The sequence below is a fragment of the Comamonas sp. FG99 genome, from assembly GCF_057808605.1.
Genome location: NZ_JBMDII010000010.1, coordinates 32,317 through 48,161 on the forward strand (window position 1 = coordinate 32,317; position 15,845 = coordinate 48,161).

A 15,845-nucleotide genomic window follows, 5' to 3' on the forward strand; every position below is an offset into this window, starting at 1 on the left:
TGCGGGCCCCATGGCGCGCTCCATGCCTACTGCCGCCTCCAGCCGCTCACTTGCAACATAGAATTGCCCTTCCCAAGCACTTCCGCTCCACTGGCTGCTACCCCGGTTTTTTTCAAGTTCTACGCCATGCCTCTAGATGATCGTTGCCGCCTCACCCTGAAAAACTGCTGGCGCAGCCCGGCGCTCCGTGCCCAGCGTGCCTGACAGCCGGCAGATGAGCGCGCGCGACATGGCCAGCACCGATATGGACGAGCAGGCACAGGAGCAGCCCCTGCCCTTTGTGGACGACTACCTGCCGGCCCTGCTGGCCCAGGCCAGCAAGCTGATCTCGGCCGAATTCCATGCGGTGGTCGAGGCCGAGGGCCTGTCGATCACCGAGTGGCGCATCCTGGCTTCGCTGACGGGCACGCCCGGCATCAGCACCGGGCGGCTGGCGCAGATCTCGGTCAGCAAGCAGCCCACGGTCACGCGCCTGCTCGACCGCATGGAGGCCAAGGGCTATGTGGAACGCTTCGCGCACGAGAGCGACCGGCGCCTGACCATGGTGCGCATCGCGCCGGCCGGCCAGACCCTGGTGGCCGACCTGATCCAGAAGGCCAAGGAGCATGAGCTGCGCGTGCTGCAGCCCTTCGGCCTCAAGCGCGCCGAGGCGCTCAAGGTGACGCTGCGGCGCATCATCGAGCTGCACCGGCTGCCGGGCTGAGCAGGCCCGCTACAGCGCCAGGCTGCCAACGCTGGTGCCGCCGCAGACGTAGAGCACCTGGCCGGTGACGAAGCCATTGGCGGCATCGGCAAAGAAGCTCACGGCGCGCGCCACGTCGGCCGGCTCGCCCAGCCGGCGCACGGGCACCGAGGCGGCGAGCTGGCGCTCCTTGTCGCTGCCCTGCTCCACCACGTCGTAGAACATGTCGGTGCGGATCGGCCCGGGCGCGACCACGTTGACGGTGATGCCCTCGGGCGCCAGCTCCAGCGCCCAGGTGCGCGCCATGCCCAGCATGCCGGCCTTGGTGGCCGAGTAGCTGGTGCGCGTGGCGAGACCCAGCGCGGCGCGCGAGGACAGCAGCACCACGCGGCCAAAGCGCCGCGCGCGCATCGTGGGCAGCGCGGCCTGCAGCATCTGCACGGCGCAGCCCAGGTGCAGCTCGACCAGCGCATCCAGATCGCCGAGCTTGACCTCGGGCAGCAGCGCGGCGCGGATCACGCCGGCGTTGTGCACGAGGGTGGTGACCTCGTGCTGCCGCACCATGGCCTGCACCGCCTCGGCGGTGGCGGCGCGGTCGGCCAGGTCGACCTCGATGCTGTGCAGCCGCGGGTGGGCTATCCCGGTGCGCCGCCGCGCCAGCGAGACGACTTCGTAGCCCTGCTCCAGCAGCTGTTCGCAGATCACCTTGCCGATGCCGGCGCTGCCGCCCGTCACCGCCGCGACCTTGTTGGTCTTCATGCCTGGCCCTCCACCAATGCCAGCACGCGCAGCGGGCTGCCGCTGCCGTTCTCGATCTTCAGCGGCGCCGCCACCACCAGCGCGCCGGTGGGCGGCAGCTGGTCGAGGTTGGTCAGGCATTGCAGGCCGTACTTGCCGGCGCCGTGCATCAGCGAGTGGCAGGGGTAGGGCGGGCGCAGGTGGTAGCCCTGGCCGGCGTCGGTGCCTATGGATTCGGTGCCAAAGCCCAGCACGCCGCGCTGCTCGACCAGCAGGCGCACCGCCTCGGTGTCCGGCCCCGGCGTGTGCTGGCCGCTGGCGTCGAAGTTCTGGAAGGCCTGGGCATCGCGCGCCTGCGTCCAGCGCCGCGCCCAGTCGGTGCGCATCAGCACCCAGTGGCCCTCGGGAATGCGGCCGTGCGCGGCCTCGAAGCGCTCGATATCGGCCACGCCCATCAGGTAGTCGGGGTCGGCCGCGGCCTGGGCGCTGCAGTCGATCACGCAGGCCGGGGCGATGAAGTGCTGCGGCGGGATGCTGTCCACCGCGTTGTTGGGCAGGTCGCGGCCCGAGATCCAGTGGATGGGCGCATCGAAGTGGGTGCCGGTGTGCTCGCCGCAGGAGAAGTTGTTCCAGTACCAGCCCGGGCCGCGTTCGTCGTAGGCCGAGATCTGCTCGATGCGGAACGGCTGGCACTGGCCCATCTCGGGCGGCAGCGCGATGGCGGGGAAATCCGGGCTCAGCGTCTGCGTCAGGTCGACGACACGGATGCGGCCGGTGGCGATGGCCAGCGCCATGCCTCCCAACAGGTCGTGAGGGGTTTGCATGTCAATATCCTCCTGCGGCAAGTTCACGTTCAAGTACCTTGGGGTTGTGGCGCCAGCGCTCCAGCCATTCCTGGGCGACGTCGCCGGGGTAGATGTCCTCCACGCCATCCTTCAGCGCCTTGACGATGGCCGAGGCCAGCGCGGCCGGGGCCAGCTTCGGGGGCGGCAGGTTCTGGTTCCACTCGTCGTCGATGGGGCCGGGAAAGACGTTGACCACGCGGATGCCGGCCGGGCGCATCTCGGCGCGCAGGCACTGCGCCAGCGACAGCGCCGCGGCCTTGGAGGCCGAGTAGGTGCCGTGCGGCGGAAAGTTGGCCAGCGCATAGATCGACAGCAGGTTGACCCAGGCCGTGGCATGCGCCGCGCCGTCGGCCGAGCGGCCCTGGAGCGCCGGGCCAAAGCACTGCGCCAGCCGCAGCAAGCCGAGGTAGTTGACCTCCATCTCGGCCTTGGCCACGTCGGTGCCGCGCCGCGCCGCAATGCCGAAGCCCCGGTGCAGCTCGGCCGTGTTGACCACGATGTCGACCTTGCCGCCGATCTGGCCGGCCAGGGTGCTGACCGAGCGCTCATCGGTCACGTCCAGCGGCACCAGCGCAACCTGCGGCAGCGCCGCCAGCTCGGCCAGGCCCGGCAGCTGCTTCCAGGGCTCGGCATGGCCGACCCAGACGATGTCAGCGCCGGCCTTGACCATGGCCAGGGCCACGGCCTGGCCGGCGGCGGTCTTGCCGTCAGTCACCAGCACCTTGCGGTATTTGGGGTCGCTGGCCATTTCGCGCAGCATGGGGTCGTCAGCCATGTTCTCCGTTCCTTTCTCGGGGTATCCGATCAGCACCGCCTGGCCGGCGCGGTCCAGCCGCGCCTGCACCCGCACACGGCAGGGTGCGGCTGCGACTTCGCCATGCAGATGGACCATGACGCTGGGCCCGGCATCGAGCCGCACCATGCCCAGGCGCCAGGGCAGGCGCTCGCGGAAGTACAGGTCGTTGCTGTGGGCCAGCGTGGTCGAGGCCAGCAGCTCGCCACTGCCGCTTTGCGGCTGCCAGGGCAGCTCGGGCGACAGGCAGCGGTGGCAGGCCTCGCGCGGCGGGTACTGCAGGGCACCGCATTCGGCGCAGACCTGCAGCGCGAAGCGGCCTTCGGCGGCCGCGGCCGTGAGGCCCAGGGCCACGCGGCCGCGCGCGGCCGGCGGCAGGTTGATCTGCGCGGTGCGCAGCACCGGGTTCTTGCGCGGCGGTTTCATGAAGGGCATGGTCATTCGCTTTTCCCCAGGATCACGGCGCCGGTGCACAGGCAACGGTCATAAGTCACCATGCCGAAGCCGCCCACCATGGCGGTGCTTGCGCCCGCCACGCTGCGCTCGCCGGCCTGGCCGGTGAGCTGGCGCAGCGCCTCCGTCATGCCGAGAAAACCGCCAGCCGCGCCCGCCTGGCCGCAGGAGAGCTGGCCGCCGCTGGTGTTGTGCGGAAAGTCGCCGGCGTGCGTCAGGTCGTGCGCGCGCACGAAGGCCGGGCCCTCGCCCTTGGCGCAAAAGCCCAGGTCCTCAATCTGCATCATCGAGATCACCGGATAGTCGTCATAGGTCTGCAGCAGATCGATGTGCTGCGGCTTGAGGCCGGCCTGGGCGTAGAGGTCATCGCGGTCCATGGCCCAGCCGCCGCGCAGCATCACCGGATCGTCGGCATAGGCGTTGTGGCGCTCGATCGCGCCATGCAGCAGCACGTGCGGCAGGCCCAGGTCGCGCGCGCGCTCGGGCGCCATCACCAGGAAGGCCTCGGCGCCGGCACAGGGCATGACGCAGTCGAACAAATGTATGGGCTCGGAGATCGGCCGCGCCGCCAGGTATTCGTCCAATGTGAGCGGCTTCTTGAACAGCGCATTGGGGTTGCGCAGCGCATTGCTGCGCTGGGCCACGGCGATGCGGCCGAAATCCTCGCGTTGCGCGCCATAGGTACGCATGTAGCTTGCGGTGATGAAGGCGAACATGGAATTCGGCCCGCCCGCGCCATAGGGGTAGCTGGCATCGCGCGCGAAGTCGCTGAAGGCGCCCAGCGTCTGGCGGAACGAATCCACATGGTTGGTATCGGCCGCCACGCAGGCCACCACCTCGGCATCGCCGCACTGCACGGCACGGGCCGCGCGGCGCAGCGCCATCACGCCCGAGGCGCCGCCGGTGGGGATGTGGTCGAGCCAGCGCGGCGACAGGCCCAGGTGCTGGGTCACGCCCACCGCCGTGTCGGGCGCCAGCGAGAAGCTGCTGACCGTCAGGCCGTCGATCTGCTCCTTGGCCAGCCCGCTGCCGGCGAGCAGGCCGCGCACGGCCTGGCCCAGGAACCAGTGCGCGCCGCGAATGGAATAGCGTTCGTAGGGCACCGTCACCGGCACGGCCAGCGCCACGCCCTCATAGCCCCTGCGTTGGATGTATGCAGTCATGTTCAGTCCAGCTTGATGCCGGCCGCGCGGATGATGCGGCCGAATTTCTGCGCGTCGCCCTGGATGGTCTGCGCGAACTGCTCGGGCGTGCCGGCCACCACCGTCATGCCCATGCCCGACAGCAGCTCGCGCGTCTGCGGCATCTGCAGGATGGCGGCCAGCTCGCGGTGCAGCCGGGCAACGATGGCCGCCGGGGTGCCAGCCGGCACCACGAAGCCGATCCAGGTGAGCAGGTCCACGCCGGCAACGCCGGATTCGGCCAGCGTGGGCACCTCGGGCAGCAGCGGGTTGCGCTGCGCGCTGGTCACCGCCAGCGCCCGCACCTTGCCGCCCTTGAGGTAGGGCATGGCCGGCCCGAGCGCATCGAAGATCAGCGGCACCTGGCCGCCCACGGTGTCCGTCATGGCCGGCGCGCCGCCCTTGTAGGGCACGGCCAGCAGGTCCACTCCGGTGGCGCTCTTGAAGACCTCGCCCGCCACCTGCGCCGGCATGGCGCCGTGCGCATAGGCCAGGCGGCCCGGCTGGGCGCGGGCCGCCGCCAGCAGCTCGCCCACGCTGCGCGCGCTGACCGACGGGTGCACCGCCAGCACCATGGGCATGGTGATGGCCAGCGTCACCGGCGCGAAGCTCCGGGCCGGGTCGTAGGGCAGCTTGCTGTAGAGGCTCTGGTTCATGGCCAGCGTGGAATCGATGGCCACGAACAGGGTGTAGCCGTCGGGCGCGGCCTTGGCCGCCGCCTCGGCCGCGATGATGGTGTTGCCGCCGGGCTTGTTGTCCACCATGACCGGCACTTTCCAGCGCTCGCCCAGGCGCGCCGCCACGGTGCGGGCCACCAGGTCGCTGCCGCCACCGGGCGGAAAGGGCACGATGATGCGGATGGGCTTGCTGGGGTAGGCGTCCTGCGAGGCGGCGGCAGCGGCCCCAAGGGCCAGGCAGGCGGTGCACAGCAGCGCACCGAGAAGTCGAAGGGCTTGCATGCGGGAGTCTCCGAGGGGTCAGCGCTTGAGCTGGACACCGGCCGCCTCGCGGTCCCAGGTCCGCGGCGTGATGCCGCGCTCGCGCAGCTTGAACTTCTGCACCTTGCCGTTCTCGGTCGCGGGCAGCGCGGCCATGAACTCCAGGTAGCGCGGCACCGCGAAATACGCCATGCGCGGCTCGCAAAAGCGCACCAGCTCCACCGGGTCGAGCGCGGCGCCCTCGCGCGGCACGATGGCGGCCATGACCTCGTCCTCGGCCAGCTCGCTCTTGACCGGGAATACCGCCGCCACCGCCACGGCCGGGTGGCTGAGCAGCACCTGCTCGACCTCGTAGCTGGAGATGTTCTCGCCGCGGCGGCGGATCGCGTCCTTGAGCCGGTCGAGAAAGGTGAAGAAGCCGTCGGCATCGCGCACCACGCGGTCGCCGGTGTGGAACCACAGGTTGCGCCAGGCCTCCACCGTCTTGTCGGGCATGCCGAAGTAGCCGGTGGCAAAGGCGAAGGGCTCGTCGGCGCGCAGCAGCAGCTCGCCGGGCGTGCCGGGCGGCACCTCCTCGTCGTGCTCGTCGGCCACGCGCGCGCTGAAGCCCGGCGCCACGCGGCCCATGCTGCCGGGGCGCTGCTCGGCGTCGAGCCCGATCACGAAGTTGGTCTCGGTGGAGCCATAGCCGTCCAACAGCCGCATGCCGAAGCGCGCGCTGAACTGCGCATGAAAGCGCGGCGGCACGCCCGGCGCCAGCGCGATGCGCACGCGGTGCCCCCGGTCTTGCGGCGTGGCCTCCTTGGACAGCAGGATGGGCACCATCGCGCCCAGCACATAGGTGGCGGTGGCCTGGTGGCGCACCAGCGCCGGCCAGAAGCCCGAGGCCGAGAAGCGCTTCTCCACCACCAGCGTGGAGCCGGTCAGCAGCGCCTGGAAAAAGGCGTTCATCGCATTGGTGTGAAACAGCGGCAGCGTGGTCAGCAGCACCTCTGCATCGCCCAGCCCGAGCAGCTGCGCGGTGTGCCGGCCCCACCAGTAGAACTGCGCATGCGGGCAGCACACACCCTTCGAGAGACCGGTCGTGCCCGAGGTGTAGAGGATGGCCAGCGTGTCGCCGGGCTGCACGGGCGCCGGTTCGCCCAGTCCATCGCCCGGTGCGGGGAAGGGCTCGGTGCCGGGCTGCGGCGGCGCATCGATGCGCCATACCCGCTCCAGCGGCAGGCTGGCGCGCGCTTCGAGCCCTTGCAGCGCGGCCAGGCCCTCGGCCTCGGCGACAAACAGCCGCGCGCCGGAATTGGCCAGAATGTGCCGCAGCGTGGCGCCGCGCGCGGCGGTGTTGATGGGCACGGTAACGGCGCCGATCCAGGCGCAGCCCAGAAAGGCCTGCAGGAACTCGGCGCGGTTGCCGCACATCAGCGCCACGCGGTCGCCGGCGCGCAGGCCGGCGGCGCGCAGCACCGCGCCCATGGCCTGGGCGGTGCGCAGCGCGTCGGCATAGCTCCAGCGGGTGTCGCCCGCAATCAGCAGGGTGCGCTGCGCAAAGCGGCGGCACTGCTGCGCCAGCATCGCCGGCAGCGTGCGCTCTGCGGGCGCGAAGGTTTCGATGGCAGAGTTCGTGGCGGACATGGCGGGCCTCACATGAAGAGTTGCATATTGCCGAACGCGGCATCGCAGTTCACCAGGTCGACGCGCTTGAGCCGCATGCGCAGCGCACCGTCGCCCTGGCGCACCAGCTCGTGGCTGGCCCAGCCGGCGTATAGCGTCTGCTCGTCCTGGCGGGTCTCGATGTAGTGGAACGCCGTGCGGCAGGCGTAGGTGCCGGCCGCATCGTCGCGCGCCGTCACGCGCGGGGTCTGCAGCAGGTGGTGGCAGCGGCTGGTGGGCTGCTGCGAGAAGGTGCGCGCGCCGCGCAGGCGCTCTATGCGCACCTGCAGCAGCAGCCGGTCTTCGTAGAGCAGAGAGGCATGCAGGCGCGCATCGGTCTGGCCATGGGCCAACGGCATCCAGTAGTGGCCATCATCGGTGAACAGGGCCAGCCAGTCGTCGAAGCGCAGCTCGTCCAGCAGCGCGGCCTCGTCGAGCACGAAGTCGATGAGCTGCTGGTCGGTGGGCAAATGTGTGCTCATGCTTCAGCTCCTTCGTGCATGCCGGCGGTCATGAAGCGCACCCAGGCGCGCATCTGGCTGCGCATCTGCCATTCGTTGGTGCCGTTGGTCACGGCCCCTTCCTGCCCGTCTTCCCGGCTTTTTTCCGCCGGCTCGAACAGCCGGCCCACGTTGACCCACTGCGAGCCACGCGAGGCCAGGCCCTGCTGGGCGCGCTCGTACATCTCCAGGTCGTCATGGCCGACCACCGAGGTGGGCGCGTTGACCAGGCGGTTGTACATGAGGGTGCGCTCCAGCAGCAGGTCCGGCGCGCCCACGAGGCGAAAGGTCCAGCTTTCGACCAGGGTGCGGTCGGCCGCCAGCGGGCGGAAGACGCGCAGCGTCTGGATCGGCCCCTTGACCATGATGTTGGGGAAGTACACCGTGTTGTGGCGCACGTCACTGAGGATGGCCCTGGCCTTGTCTTCGCCATAGGCGGCGGCCATGCTCTCCCAGTAGCCAGGCGCGGGCGAATAGTCGGCGTGGATGGAATCGCTCACGCCGGTGTGGCCGTGGCCGTTGGGCCAGACGCGGATGCCCATGTTCTCGAAGAACTCGTAGGGGCTCACGAAGGGCGCGAACAGCTCCACCGCCATGGGCTTGGGCGTGCCGGGCGGCGCGTTTTCCCAGACCTTGACCGCGGTGCCGGCCGAGGATTCATGCGCGACCATGGGGTGGCAGGTGTCGGTCTGGTTGTCGACCAGCATCTTCCAGTTGCAGCGGTGCAGGTAGCGCATTACGCCGCCGGCCACCTCCAGCCGGCCCTCGGGCGAGCGCTCGACCATGTTGTCCAGCGTGGACAGCGCGGGGCCGAAGAACTCCTCGAAGCCCATGCCTTCGGGGTTGAGCCGGCAGAACACGAAGTCGCGGTAGACCTGCACCGCGCCCACCGCGGCCAGCCCGGCGCTGGCCTCGCAGCTCTCGAAGCCGGTGTTCTCGTAGCCCTTTTTCAGCGGGATGGACAGCAGCTTGCCGTCGGTGCGGTAGGTCCAGGCGTGGTAGGGGCAGCGGAAGAACTTGTCGGTGCTGCCGCAGCCGTCGGGCGCGACCTTCACGCCCTTGTGCGCGCAGCGGTTGTACAGCACCTTGATGCTCTGGTCGGTGTGGCGCACCATCACCACCGGCTGGTCGCCCACCGTGGTGGCGAAGTAGTCGCCCGGCTTGGGCACCTGGCTGGCGTGGCCGACGTAGACCCAGGTGTTGGCGAACAGGTGCTGCATCTCCAGCGCGAAAACCTCGGGATCGATATAGCAATCCCGGTGCACCTCGGTGTCGCGCACGAGCGCTGCGATGGCGGCGGGCTTGTTGCGGTAGCGGTCCATGGCGGCTCCTCCTCAATCCAGCTTGATGTTGGCTTCGCGCACCACGCGCCCCCAGCGCTCGCGCTCCTGCGCGGCAAAGCGCGCCAGCTCCTGCGGGGTGCTGGGCAGCGGCTCTATGCCCAGCGTCTGCATGCGGGCGCGGATGGCGGTGGAGCCCAGCGCCTCGTTGAGGTGCTGGTTCAGCGTGCGCACCGTGGCCGCGCTGGCGCCGGCCGGCCCCACCAGGGCCTGCCAGGCATAGGCATCGAAGCCGGCCAGCCCCTGCTCGGCCAGGGTGGGGATCTCGGGCATGCTCTTGAGCCGCTGGGCACTGGCCACGCCTATGGGCCGCACCTTGCCGGAGCTCAGGAATCCGCTGCCACTGGACGTGTCCACGAACATGAAGGGCAGCTGGCCCCCCACCACATCGGCCATCGCCGGGGCGGCGCCGCGGTAGGGCACATGGGTGAGCTTGAGGCCGGTCTGCTGGCGAAACAGCTCGGTCACCAGGTGGTGCGGGCTGCCCGTTCCCGGGCTGCCGTAGCTCAGGCCCTGCGGCTCGCGGCGCGCCCAGGCCATGAAGTCCTGGAGGTTCTTGGCAGCGGCATTCGGATGCACCACCAGCACCAGCGGAAAGCGCGCGATCAGGCCCACCGGTGCGAAGTCCTTCTCGGCGCTGTAGCTGAGCTTGCTGTAGAGGAAGGGGTTGGCCGCCAGCACGGCGGAGTCGGCGGTGAACACCATGTGGTCGGCATCGCGGGCCTTGGCGACATAGTCGGCCGCGATGTTGGAGCCGGCCCCCGGCTTGTTGATCACGATCAAGGGCTCGGCCATGGACTTGCCCATGGCCTCGGCCAGCATGCGCGCCACCACATCGGAGCCGCCGCCGGCGGCATAGCCGACGACCCATTCGATGGGCTTGGCGCTGGCTGCCGCCAGCGCAGGCGCCGCAGCCAGCGGCAGACAGGACAAGATTTGACGGCGGGACAGCAGCGGGGAGGTCATCGCGGGACTCCTGTGGACAAGGTGGGTAAAGCTGGGTGGAGGTGAATGTCCGGCGTCAGAGATCGAGCACCAGGCGGGCCCCCTTGGCGCGCGAGACGCAGATCTGCATCACCTTGCCGCTGGCGCGCTCGGCGGCGCTCAGCACGGCGTCGCGGTGGTCGATGTCGCCCTCGATCACCGCCGCGGCGCAGACGCCGCATTCGCCGCGCTTGCAGTCGAACAGCGGATCGCAGCCGTGCTCGATCAGGCAGTCGAGGATGGACTGGCCGGCCGGCACGGTGAACTGCCGGCCGCTTTGCGCCAGCACCAGATCGATGGCCTGGTCGCCCGCGGCCGCCACTGGCGCGGTGAACAGCTCGAAATGCACGCGCTCGCGCGGCCAGCCGCGGGCATCGCTGGCTGCCAGCACCGCGTCGAGCATCACGCGCGGTCCGCAGACGTAGAGCTGGTCTTCGCTCGCGCAGCCGTCCAGCAGGGCCACCACATCGAGCGGCGCGCCCTGCTCTTCGTCGGCATGCACGGCCAGCGCATCGCCGAGCAAGGCCTGCAACTCGGGCACCAAGGCCATCAGCGCCCGGCTGCGGCCCGCGTAGAGCATGCGCACCGGCAGGCCGGCAGCGCGGCGCGCGGCCGCCATGCTGGCCAGCGGCGTGATGCCTATGCCGCCGGCCACCAGCACCGCGCAGCCGGCATGCGCGCCGAGCGCAAAGTCGTTCTTCGGCGGCTCCACCTCGATCATGTCGCCGGCCTGCACGCCCTCGTGCATGAAGCGGGAGCCGCCGCGCCCGGCATCTTCCAGCCGCACCGCGATGCGGTATTCGGCCGGTGCCTCGCGGCCGCCTTGCTCCGTATCGATCAGCGAGTAGTGGCGCCAGTCCAGCGTGCCGTCCGCCAGCCTGACGCGCACGCGCAGATGCGATCCGGCGCCAAAGCCGGGCAGCGGCATGCCGTCGGCGCGGCGCAGCACGAAGCTGCGGATCAGCGGGTTCAACCGGGTCGCTTCGGCGACGCGCAGGCTCAGCGTGGTGGGTGGGTTGGACATGGGGCGTTCCTTGGTCAATGGCTCGATGGGTGGGCCACTCATTCGGCCTTGATCTGCCGCGCCTTCACGAGGGCGGCTAAGCGCACGCTCTCGGCCTGCACGGCGGACTTGAATGCGGCCGCGCTCATCGGCATCGGCTCGGCGCCGATCTCGGCGAAACGCGCCTTGGTCGACGGCAGCGCGAGCGGCCGGTTGATCTCGCGGTTCAGCCGCTCCACCACTTCGGGCGGCGTGCCGGCCGGCGCATAGACGCCGAACAGCGTGTCGACCTGCACCTCGCCAAAGCCCTGTTCGGCAAAGGTCGGCGTATCCGGCGCCTCGGGCGCGCGCGACGGACTGGCGACCGCAAGCAGGCGGAGCTTGCCGTTGCGCGCCCAGATCAGCGCGGTGCCCGGCACGAAGGCGAAATCGATCTGCCCCGCCAACACGTCCTGCAACGCCGGCTGCGCGCCGCGGTAGGGCACATGGGTGGCGAAGAAGCCGGCTGCCTGCTTGAACATCTCGCCCGCCAGGTGCGGCGTGCTGCCGGTGCCGGGCGAGCCGTAGCTCAGCTTGCCCGGGTTGGCGCGCGCGTATTCGACGAAGGTTTTCAGGTCGCGCACCGGCAGGCCGGGCCGCGCGACGAGGAACAGGCGGCTATTGGCCAGCAGCGCGACATGCGCCAGGTCCTTGCCGGGGTTGAAGGGCATGCTGGCGAACATGTAGGGATTGACCGACTCCACGGTCGAGGTGGTGACCAGGAAGCTGTGGCCGTCGCCGCTCTTGGCGACCACGTCGGCGGCCAGGTTGCCGGAGGCGCCGCTGCGATTTTCGATCAGCACCGGCTGGCCCAGCGCATCGGCCAATGGCTGCTGCAGCAGTCGCATCATCACATCGGCCAGGCCGCCGGGCGGAAAGGAGACGACGAAGCGCACCGGCTTGCCGGGCCAGGGCTGGGCGGCGGCCAGCGGGCCAGCCGTTGCCATCGCCGCCAGCAGCGGTGCGTGGATCAATGCGCGGATCAGTGCGCCGATCAGTGCGCGGCGCCCGGAACAAGAGGTGTGAGCGCTTGTCATGCCTTGGCCTCTCCGGCTGCAACGAGCGCGCTCGCCGCGGGCCGCCACAGGCCGGCGTTGCGCAGCACGGAGAAGGTGCGCGCCAGCACGTCCTCGCGGTAGGCGGCGATGTCGCGGCCGGCGTAGTCATAGAAGCCGCTGCCCGACTTCAGGCCCACACGCCCCTCATCGACCATGCGGCCGATGATGGCCGGCGCCGCGTAGCGCTGCGCGTCGACCGAGGCCGACATCTCGCGGCTCGCATGGTGCAGGATGTCGCAGCCCCCGTAGTCGATGAACTCCACCACGCCCAGCGCCGCGAAACGCAGCCCGAGGCCGTGGCGCGTGGCCTTGTCGATCTCTTCGGCGCTGGCCACGCCCTCCTCGACCATGCGCGCCGCCTCGTTCATCACCAGCGCCTGCAGGCGCGGAACGATGTAGCCGGGCGCAGCGGCGCAGCGCACCGGCACCTTGCCTATCGATTCCAGCAGCGCGGCCGCGCGGCGCAGCACCCCGGCATCGGTGCCCGCGTGCGCGCTCAGCTCGACCACCGGAATCAGGTAGGCCGGATTGAGCCAATGCATGTTCAAAAAGCGCTCGGGCCGGTGCACGAGCTGCGCAATCTGCGTGACCAGGATGCTGCTGGTGGTCGACGCGAGGATGGCGTCTTCGCGGCAATGGCGATTGAGCTGCTCGAACGCGGCGCGCTTGGCCTGCAGGGTCTCGGGCACACCTTCGAGCACCAGCTCGGCCGCGGCCAGCGCGGGGCCGGCTTCGGCCGCGGCGATGAAATCGATCCGTTCCTCGATGGCCGGCACCAGCGCGGCATCCAGCGCGCCCAGCCGCGCCAGCGCCGCCAGGCTGCCGCCGATCTCGCCGAAGGCCTCGTCGCGCAGGCGAGCGGCATCCTGCGCGGGCCGCGGCTTGAGATCGACCAGCGCCACGCGGTGGCCGGCATAGGCGAATGCGACCGCGATGCCGCGGCCCATGCGGCCGGCGCCGACCGCGGCGATGAGTGGTGTCCGTGGCGGTGTCCGCGGTGGTGCGCTCGGTGCCATCATGGCCGCACTCCTTCGTGCAGCCGCTGCTGCAGCGCCGCCCGGTCGAGCGCGGCCAGGCCCAGGGCATCGAGCGTGCGCGGCCCCTGGCGCAGGTCCCGCCCCAGGAAGCCGCCCACGATGGCAAGCAGCCCATGCGCGACCGGGGCATCGACCTTGGCCCAGCGCGCCGCGGAGGCGAGAAAGGCCAGGCCCATCTCGGTGTCTTCGGCAATGTAGCGGTGCCGCTGCAGGTCGATGTTCTCGCGCCAGTCGCCCGACTTGACGAGCTGCCTGTGCGCGTCGCCGTACATCCAGCGGTCGTTGTCGTAATGGTCTGCCAGCGGGTAGTGGGGGGCGCCGTAGCCCAGCGCTTCGCGCACCGCGATGCGCTCCCGGTCGAGCCGGTCGGTGACCGCGCGCACGGCCGGCTGCGTGCCTTCGTCGTGGATGTCCCAGCGCTCGAAATGCTGCAGCGGCGCGGCATTCATGACCATCAGCGGCGGATGGATCACGGGGCCCGCGTTCATCAGCGCACCCGACAATGCATCGCCGCAGCCATGCACGCTTGGATAGGCCTGCCGGATCACCTCGATCGCTTCGGCCTGCTTGCGGGCCGGGTACACGCCGGTGGGCAGGCGCACGGCACGGATGGTGACGTTGACCTCTCGCGCCCCGTGCTTGCGCGCCAGGTAGGGCAGCGTGCCAGTCTCGGCCCAGGCGACATCGGCCCCACTGCCCGCGGCGCGCACCTGTTGCGCCATTGCATAGCTGCCGAAGGTACCGGGCGGCAGGAATACCACCTGCCCGTCGGCCAAATGCGGCGCCATCGCGGCGGCGATGTCGGCCTGCGCGGTCGCAGGGCTGGGGATGACGATCAGCTGCGCGCCACGCAGCGCCAGGCCGATGTCGGCCGTGGCAAGCGCAATCGGTACTTCGCGCGCGCCCGCCGCATCCTTGAGGATGATCGATCCGGCAGCGGCGAGTGCGGCCGCCGCCGCGGCATCGCGCCGCCACAGGCGCACCTCGTGCCCGGCTTCCGACAGGTCGGCCGCGGCCGCATGGCAGCCGTGGCCGCCGCCCAGGATGGCGATCTTCATGGTCTGTCTCCCCGATGGTTGTAGTGAGAAGAAAAATGCATGGCAGCCTCAAGCCAGGGCATGGCGCGCGAGTGCCGCCTGCAATGCCTTGCCGTGTTCGTCGGCCAGCGCGGCTTCGCGCAGTTCGCGCAGCGTGGCCGGCGCCAGGCGCTGGCCCGCGGCGCGCACCGCGTCCATCAGGCGCAGGTAGTTCGCCAGGCCGCGCGCATGCGTGTCGCTGTAGCCCTTGACCAGGCGCTGGCATTGCGCGACCTCTACCGCCAGGGCCGGGTTGTGGGCCGCCGCCGCCTCGATATGCGCCAGCCATTGTTCGATGCGCGCGTTCTCGAGCTGGTAGCGCAGCGTGCGCCGCCGGATGCCGCGCAGGCGCGACAGCCCCCACAGCAGCAGATAGCCGCGCAGCGAACTGGTGGCGACCACCCGGCCTTCGCGCGTGAAGCGCGCCAGCAGGCGGTGCACGGCATGCGGACGCGCCAGCCAGCGGCCCAGCCCCGCGGGCAGGGTCTCGCAGATTTCCTCGATGCGCGGGTGCATGAACTCATGGATCGCCAGCTGCTGGCCCTGCTGCACGCCCACCTCGGACTGCACGCGCGCAAAGCGGCTGGCGCGGGTCTTGAGATCGGCCACGCGGATCGTGTCTTCGTAGCTCATCCACAGCGCCAGGTGCCGCGCCGTCTCGCGCAGCAGCGCGCCGGAGCCCGCGGCCAGGGCCTGCACCCGCGCCAGGCGGTCGAGGTAGAGCGCGGCATAGCCCGCGTCCTGGTAGTCGAGCATGCGGCGCAGGCCCTCGATGACCAGCCCCCGGGCATCGGCCGCGAAGCCTTGCTCCACGCGCCGCAGCAGCGCCGCCACCTGGGGATTGGCCGGCCGGCCGGCCGAGACCTCGGCGTCTTGGGCAGGCATTGCTTCGTCCACCTGCTGCGTCTGCCCATACGCGCCGCCAAAAGCCTTCAGGCTGGCCTTGACGCCCACGCCGCCACGCTCGATGGTGGCCTCGAACTGCGCACGCGAGAATGGCAGCACACCGGCGCCGGCAAGCGCGCCGAACAGCACGGCGCTGACCACGCTGCCGCTGGCCTGCGCGGCCGCGGCCATGTCAAAGCGCACGAAGCGCTTGGCGGCGCGCTCGGCATGGGCCAGCAGGTTGGCATCGTCCACGCGGCCATCGCCCATGGCGGTCTTCTCGGCAATCGCATAGACGCGGTGGGTGGAGGCGATCAGCGTGGTGCGCTCGGGCGTGACCAGGCCGCGCTGCACGGCCCGGCCGGCCTCCATCAGCTCCGAGGCCAGCACCACGTCCACATCGCCCGGCAGCGGCATCAGCGCCAGCACCGGCTGGCCGCCATCGCGGCGCGCCTGCTCGGCCGGAAACAGCTCGACATAGTAGATGGTGGCGCCGGTGCGCTGCGCCACGCCGGGCACCGACGTGGTCTGGGCGATGTAGTCGTTGTGCTCCGCGAGGTCGACGATCCAGTCGGCCAGCACGCCGCCGCCCTCGCCGCCCATGGCGAGGATGGCAATCTTGATGGGTTGGATGGTGTTCATGGCG

The 15,845-nt window shown here is 70.5% G+C and carries 15 protein-coding genes; 1 reads left to right on the forward strand and 14 read right to left on the reverse strand.

All coding sequences use genetic code 11. The features are described 5' to 3' along the window. Positions 1-229 precede the first annotated feature (229 nt). Positions 230-703, forward strand: coding sequence for a MarR family winged helix-turn-helix transcriptional regulator (locus ACODRX_RS08745; RefSeq protein WP_488870990.1), 474 nt, complete (start codon positions 230-232; stop codon positions 701-703). A gap of 9 nt (positions 704-712) precedes the next feature. Here ACODRX_RS08745 and ACODRX_RS08750 read toward each other — a convergent pair whose 3' ends face one another. From ACODRX_RS08750 to ACODRX_RS08815, 14 genes are read right to left on the reverse strand one after another with little or no spacing between them, the layout of a single operon-like run. After that, positions 713-1,441 carry an SDR family oxidoreductase gene (locus tag ACODRX_RS08750; RefSeq protein ID WP_488870992.1) on the reverse strand — a complete coding sequence of 243 codons (729 nt, stop codon included), beginning with the start codon at positions 1,439-1,441 and terminating at the stop codon, positions 713-715. Continuing rightward, positions 1,438-2,244: a cyclase family protein gene (locus tag ACODRX_RS08755; protein WP_488870993.1), complete on the reverse strand. Its 807-nt coding sequence runs from the start codon at positions 2,242-2,244 to the stop codon at positions 1,438-1,440. Before ACODRX_RS08755 ends, ACODRX_RS08750 begins: the two co-directional genes overlap by 4 nt. Position 2,245: 1 nt before the next feature. Further along, positions 2,246-3,499, reverse strand: a complete 1,254-nt coding sequence (locus ACODRX_RS08760; protein ID WP_488870995.1) for an SDR family NAD(P)-dependent oxidoreductase — start codon at positions 3,497-3,499, stop codon at positions 2,246-2,248. Continuing rightward, positions 3,496-4,674, reverse strand: a complete 1,179-nt coding sequence (locus tag ACODRX_RS08765; RefSeq protein ID WP_488870996.1) for a thiolase family protein — start codon at positions 4,672-4,674, stop codon at positions 3,496-3,498. The genes ACODRX_RS08760 and ACODRX_RS08765 overlap by 4 nt, the downstream gene beginning before the upstream one ends. Before the next feature lie 2 nt (positions 4,675-4,676). Continuing rightward, positions 4,677-5,651, reverse strand: coding sequence for a Bug family tripartite tricarboxylate transporter substrate binding protein (locus tag ACODRX_RS08770; RefSeq protein WP_488870997.1), 975 nt, complete (start codon positions 5,649-5,651; stop codon positions 4,677-4,679). Positions 5,652-5,669: 18 nt separating this feature from the next. Further along, on the reverse strand, positions 5,670-7,259 hold the full coding sequence (locus tag ACODRX_RS08775) for an ATP-dependent acyl-CoA ligase (protein ID WP_488870998.1): 1,590 nt from the start codon (positions 7,257-7,259) through the stop codon (positions 5,670-5,672). Positions 7,260-7,267: 8 nt separating this feature from the next. Next, complete coding sequence (locus ACODRX_RS08780; RefSeq protein ID WP_488870999.1) at positions 7,268-7,759, reverse strand: aromatic-ring-hydroxylating dioxygenase subunit beta; 492 nt, start codon at positions 7,757-7,759, stop codon at positions 7,268-7,270. Further along, the gene (locus ACODRX_RS08785) at positions 7,756-9,099 is read right to left on the reverse strand and encodes an aromatic ring-hydroxylating dioxygenase subunit alpha (RefSeq protein WP_488871000.1); all 1,344 of its coding nucleotides are present in this window, start codon (positions 9,097-9,099) and stop codon (positions 7,756-7,758) included. The genes ACODRX_RS08780 and ACODRX_RS08785 overlap by 4 nt, the downstream gene beginning before the upstream one ends. A 12-nt stretch (positions 9,100-9,111) precedes the next feature. Beyond that, positions 9,112-10,083 (reverse strand): Bug family tripartite tricarboxylate transporter substrate binding protein, encoded by a 972-nt coding sequence (locus tag ACODRX_RS08790; protein WP_488871001.1) that lies wholly within the window; start codon positions 10,081-10,083, stop codon positions 9,112-9,114. 55 nt (positions 10,084-10,138) lie between these two features. Next, positions 10,139-11,125: a PDR/VanB family oxidoreductase gene (locus ACODRX_RS08795; protein WP_488871002.1), complete on the reverse strand. Its 987-nt coding sequence runs from the start codon at positions 11,123-11,125 to the stop codon at positions 10,139-10,141. 38 nt (positions 11,126-11,163) lie between these two features. Further along, a complete protein-coding gene (locus ACODRX_RS08800; RefSeq protein ID WP_488871004.1) occupies positions 11,164-12,180 on the reverse strand; it encodes a Bug family tripartite tricarboxylate transporter substrate binding protein in 1,017 nt (338 codons plus the stop codon). Continuing rightward, the gene (locus ACODRX_RS08805; RefSeq protein WP_488871005.1) at positions 12,177-13,220 is read right to left on the reverse strand and encodes a 3-hydroxybutyryl-CoA dehydrogenase; all 1,044 of its coding nucleotides are present in this window, start codon (positions 13,218-13,220) and stop codon (positions 12,177-12,179) included. The genes ACODRX_RS08800 and ACODRX_RS08805 overlap by 4 nt, the downstream gene beginning before the upstream one ends. Continuing rightward, positions 13,217-14,296 (reverse strand): NAD/NADP octopine/nopaline dehydrogenase family protein, encoded by a 1,080-nt coding sequence (locus ACODRX_RS08810; RefSeq protein ID WP_488871006.1) that lies wholly within the window; start codon positions 14,294-14,296, stop codon positions 13,217-13,219. Before ACODRX_RS08810 ends, ACODRX_RS08805 begins: the two co-directional genes overlap by 4 nt. A gap of 48 nt (positions 14,297-14,344) precedes the next feature. After that, positions 14,345-15,841: an indolepyruvate oxidoreductase subunit beta family protein gene (locus tag ACODRX_RS08815; RefSeq protein WP_488871007.1), complete on the reverse strand. Its 1,497-nt coding sequence runs from the start codon at positions 15,839-15,841 to the stop codon at positions 14,345-14,347. Positions 15,842-15,845 lie beyond the last annotated feature (4 nt).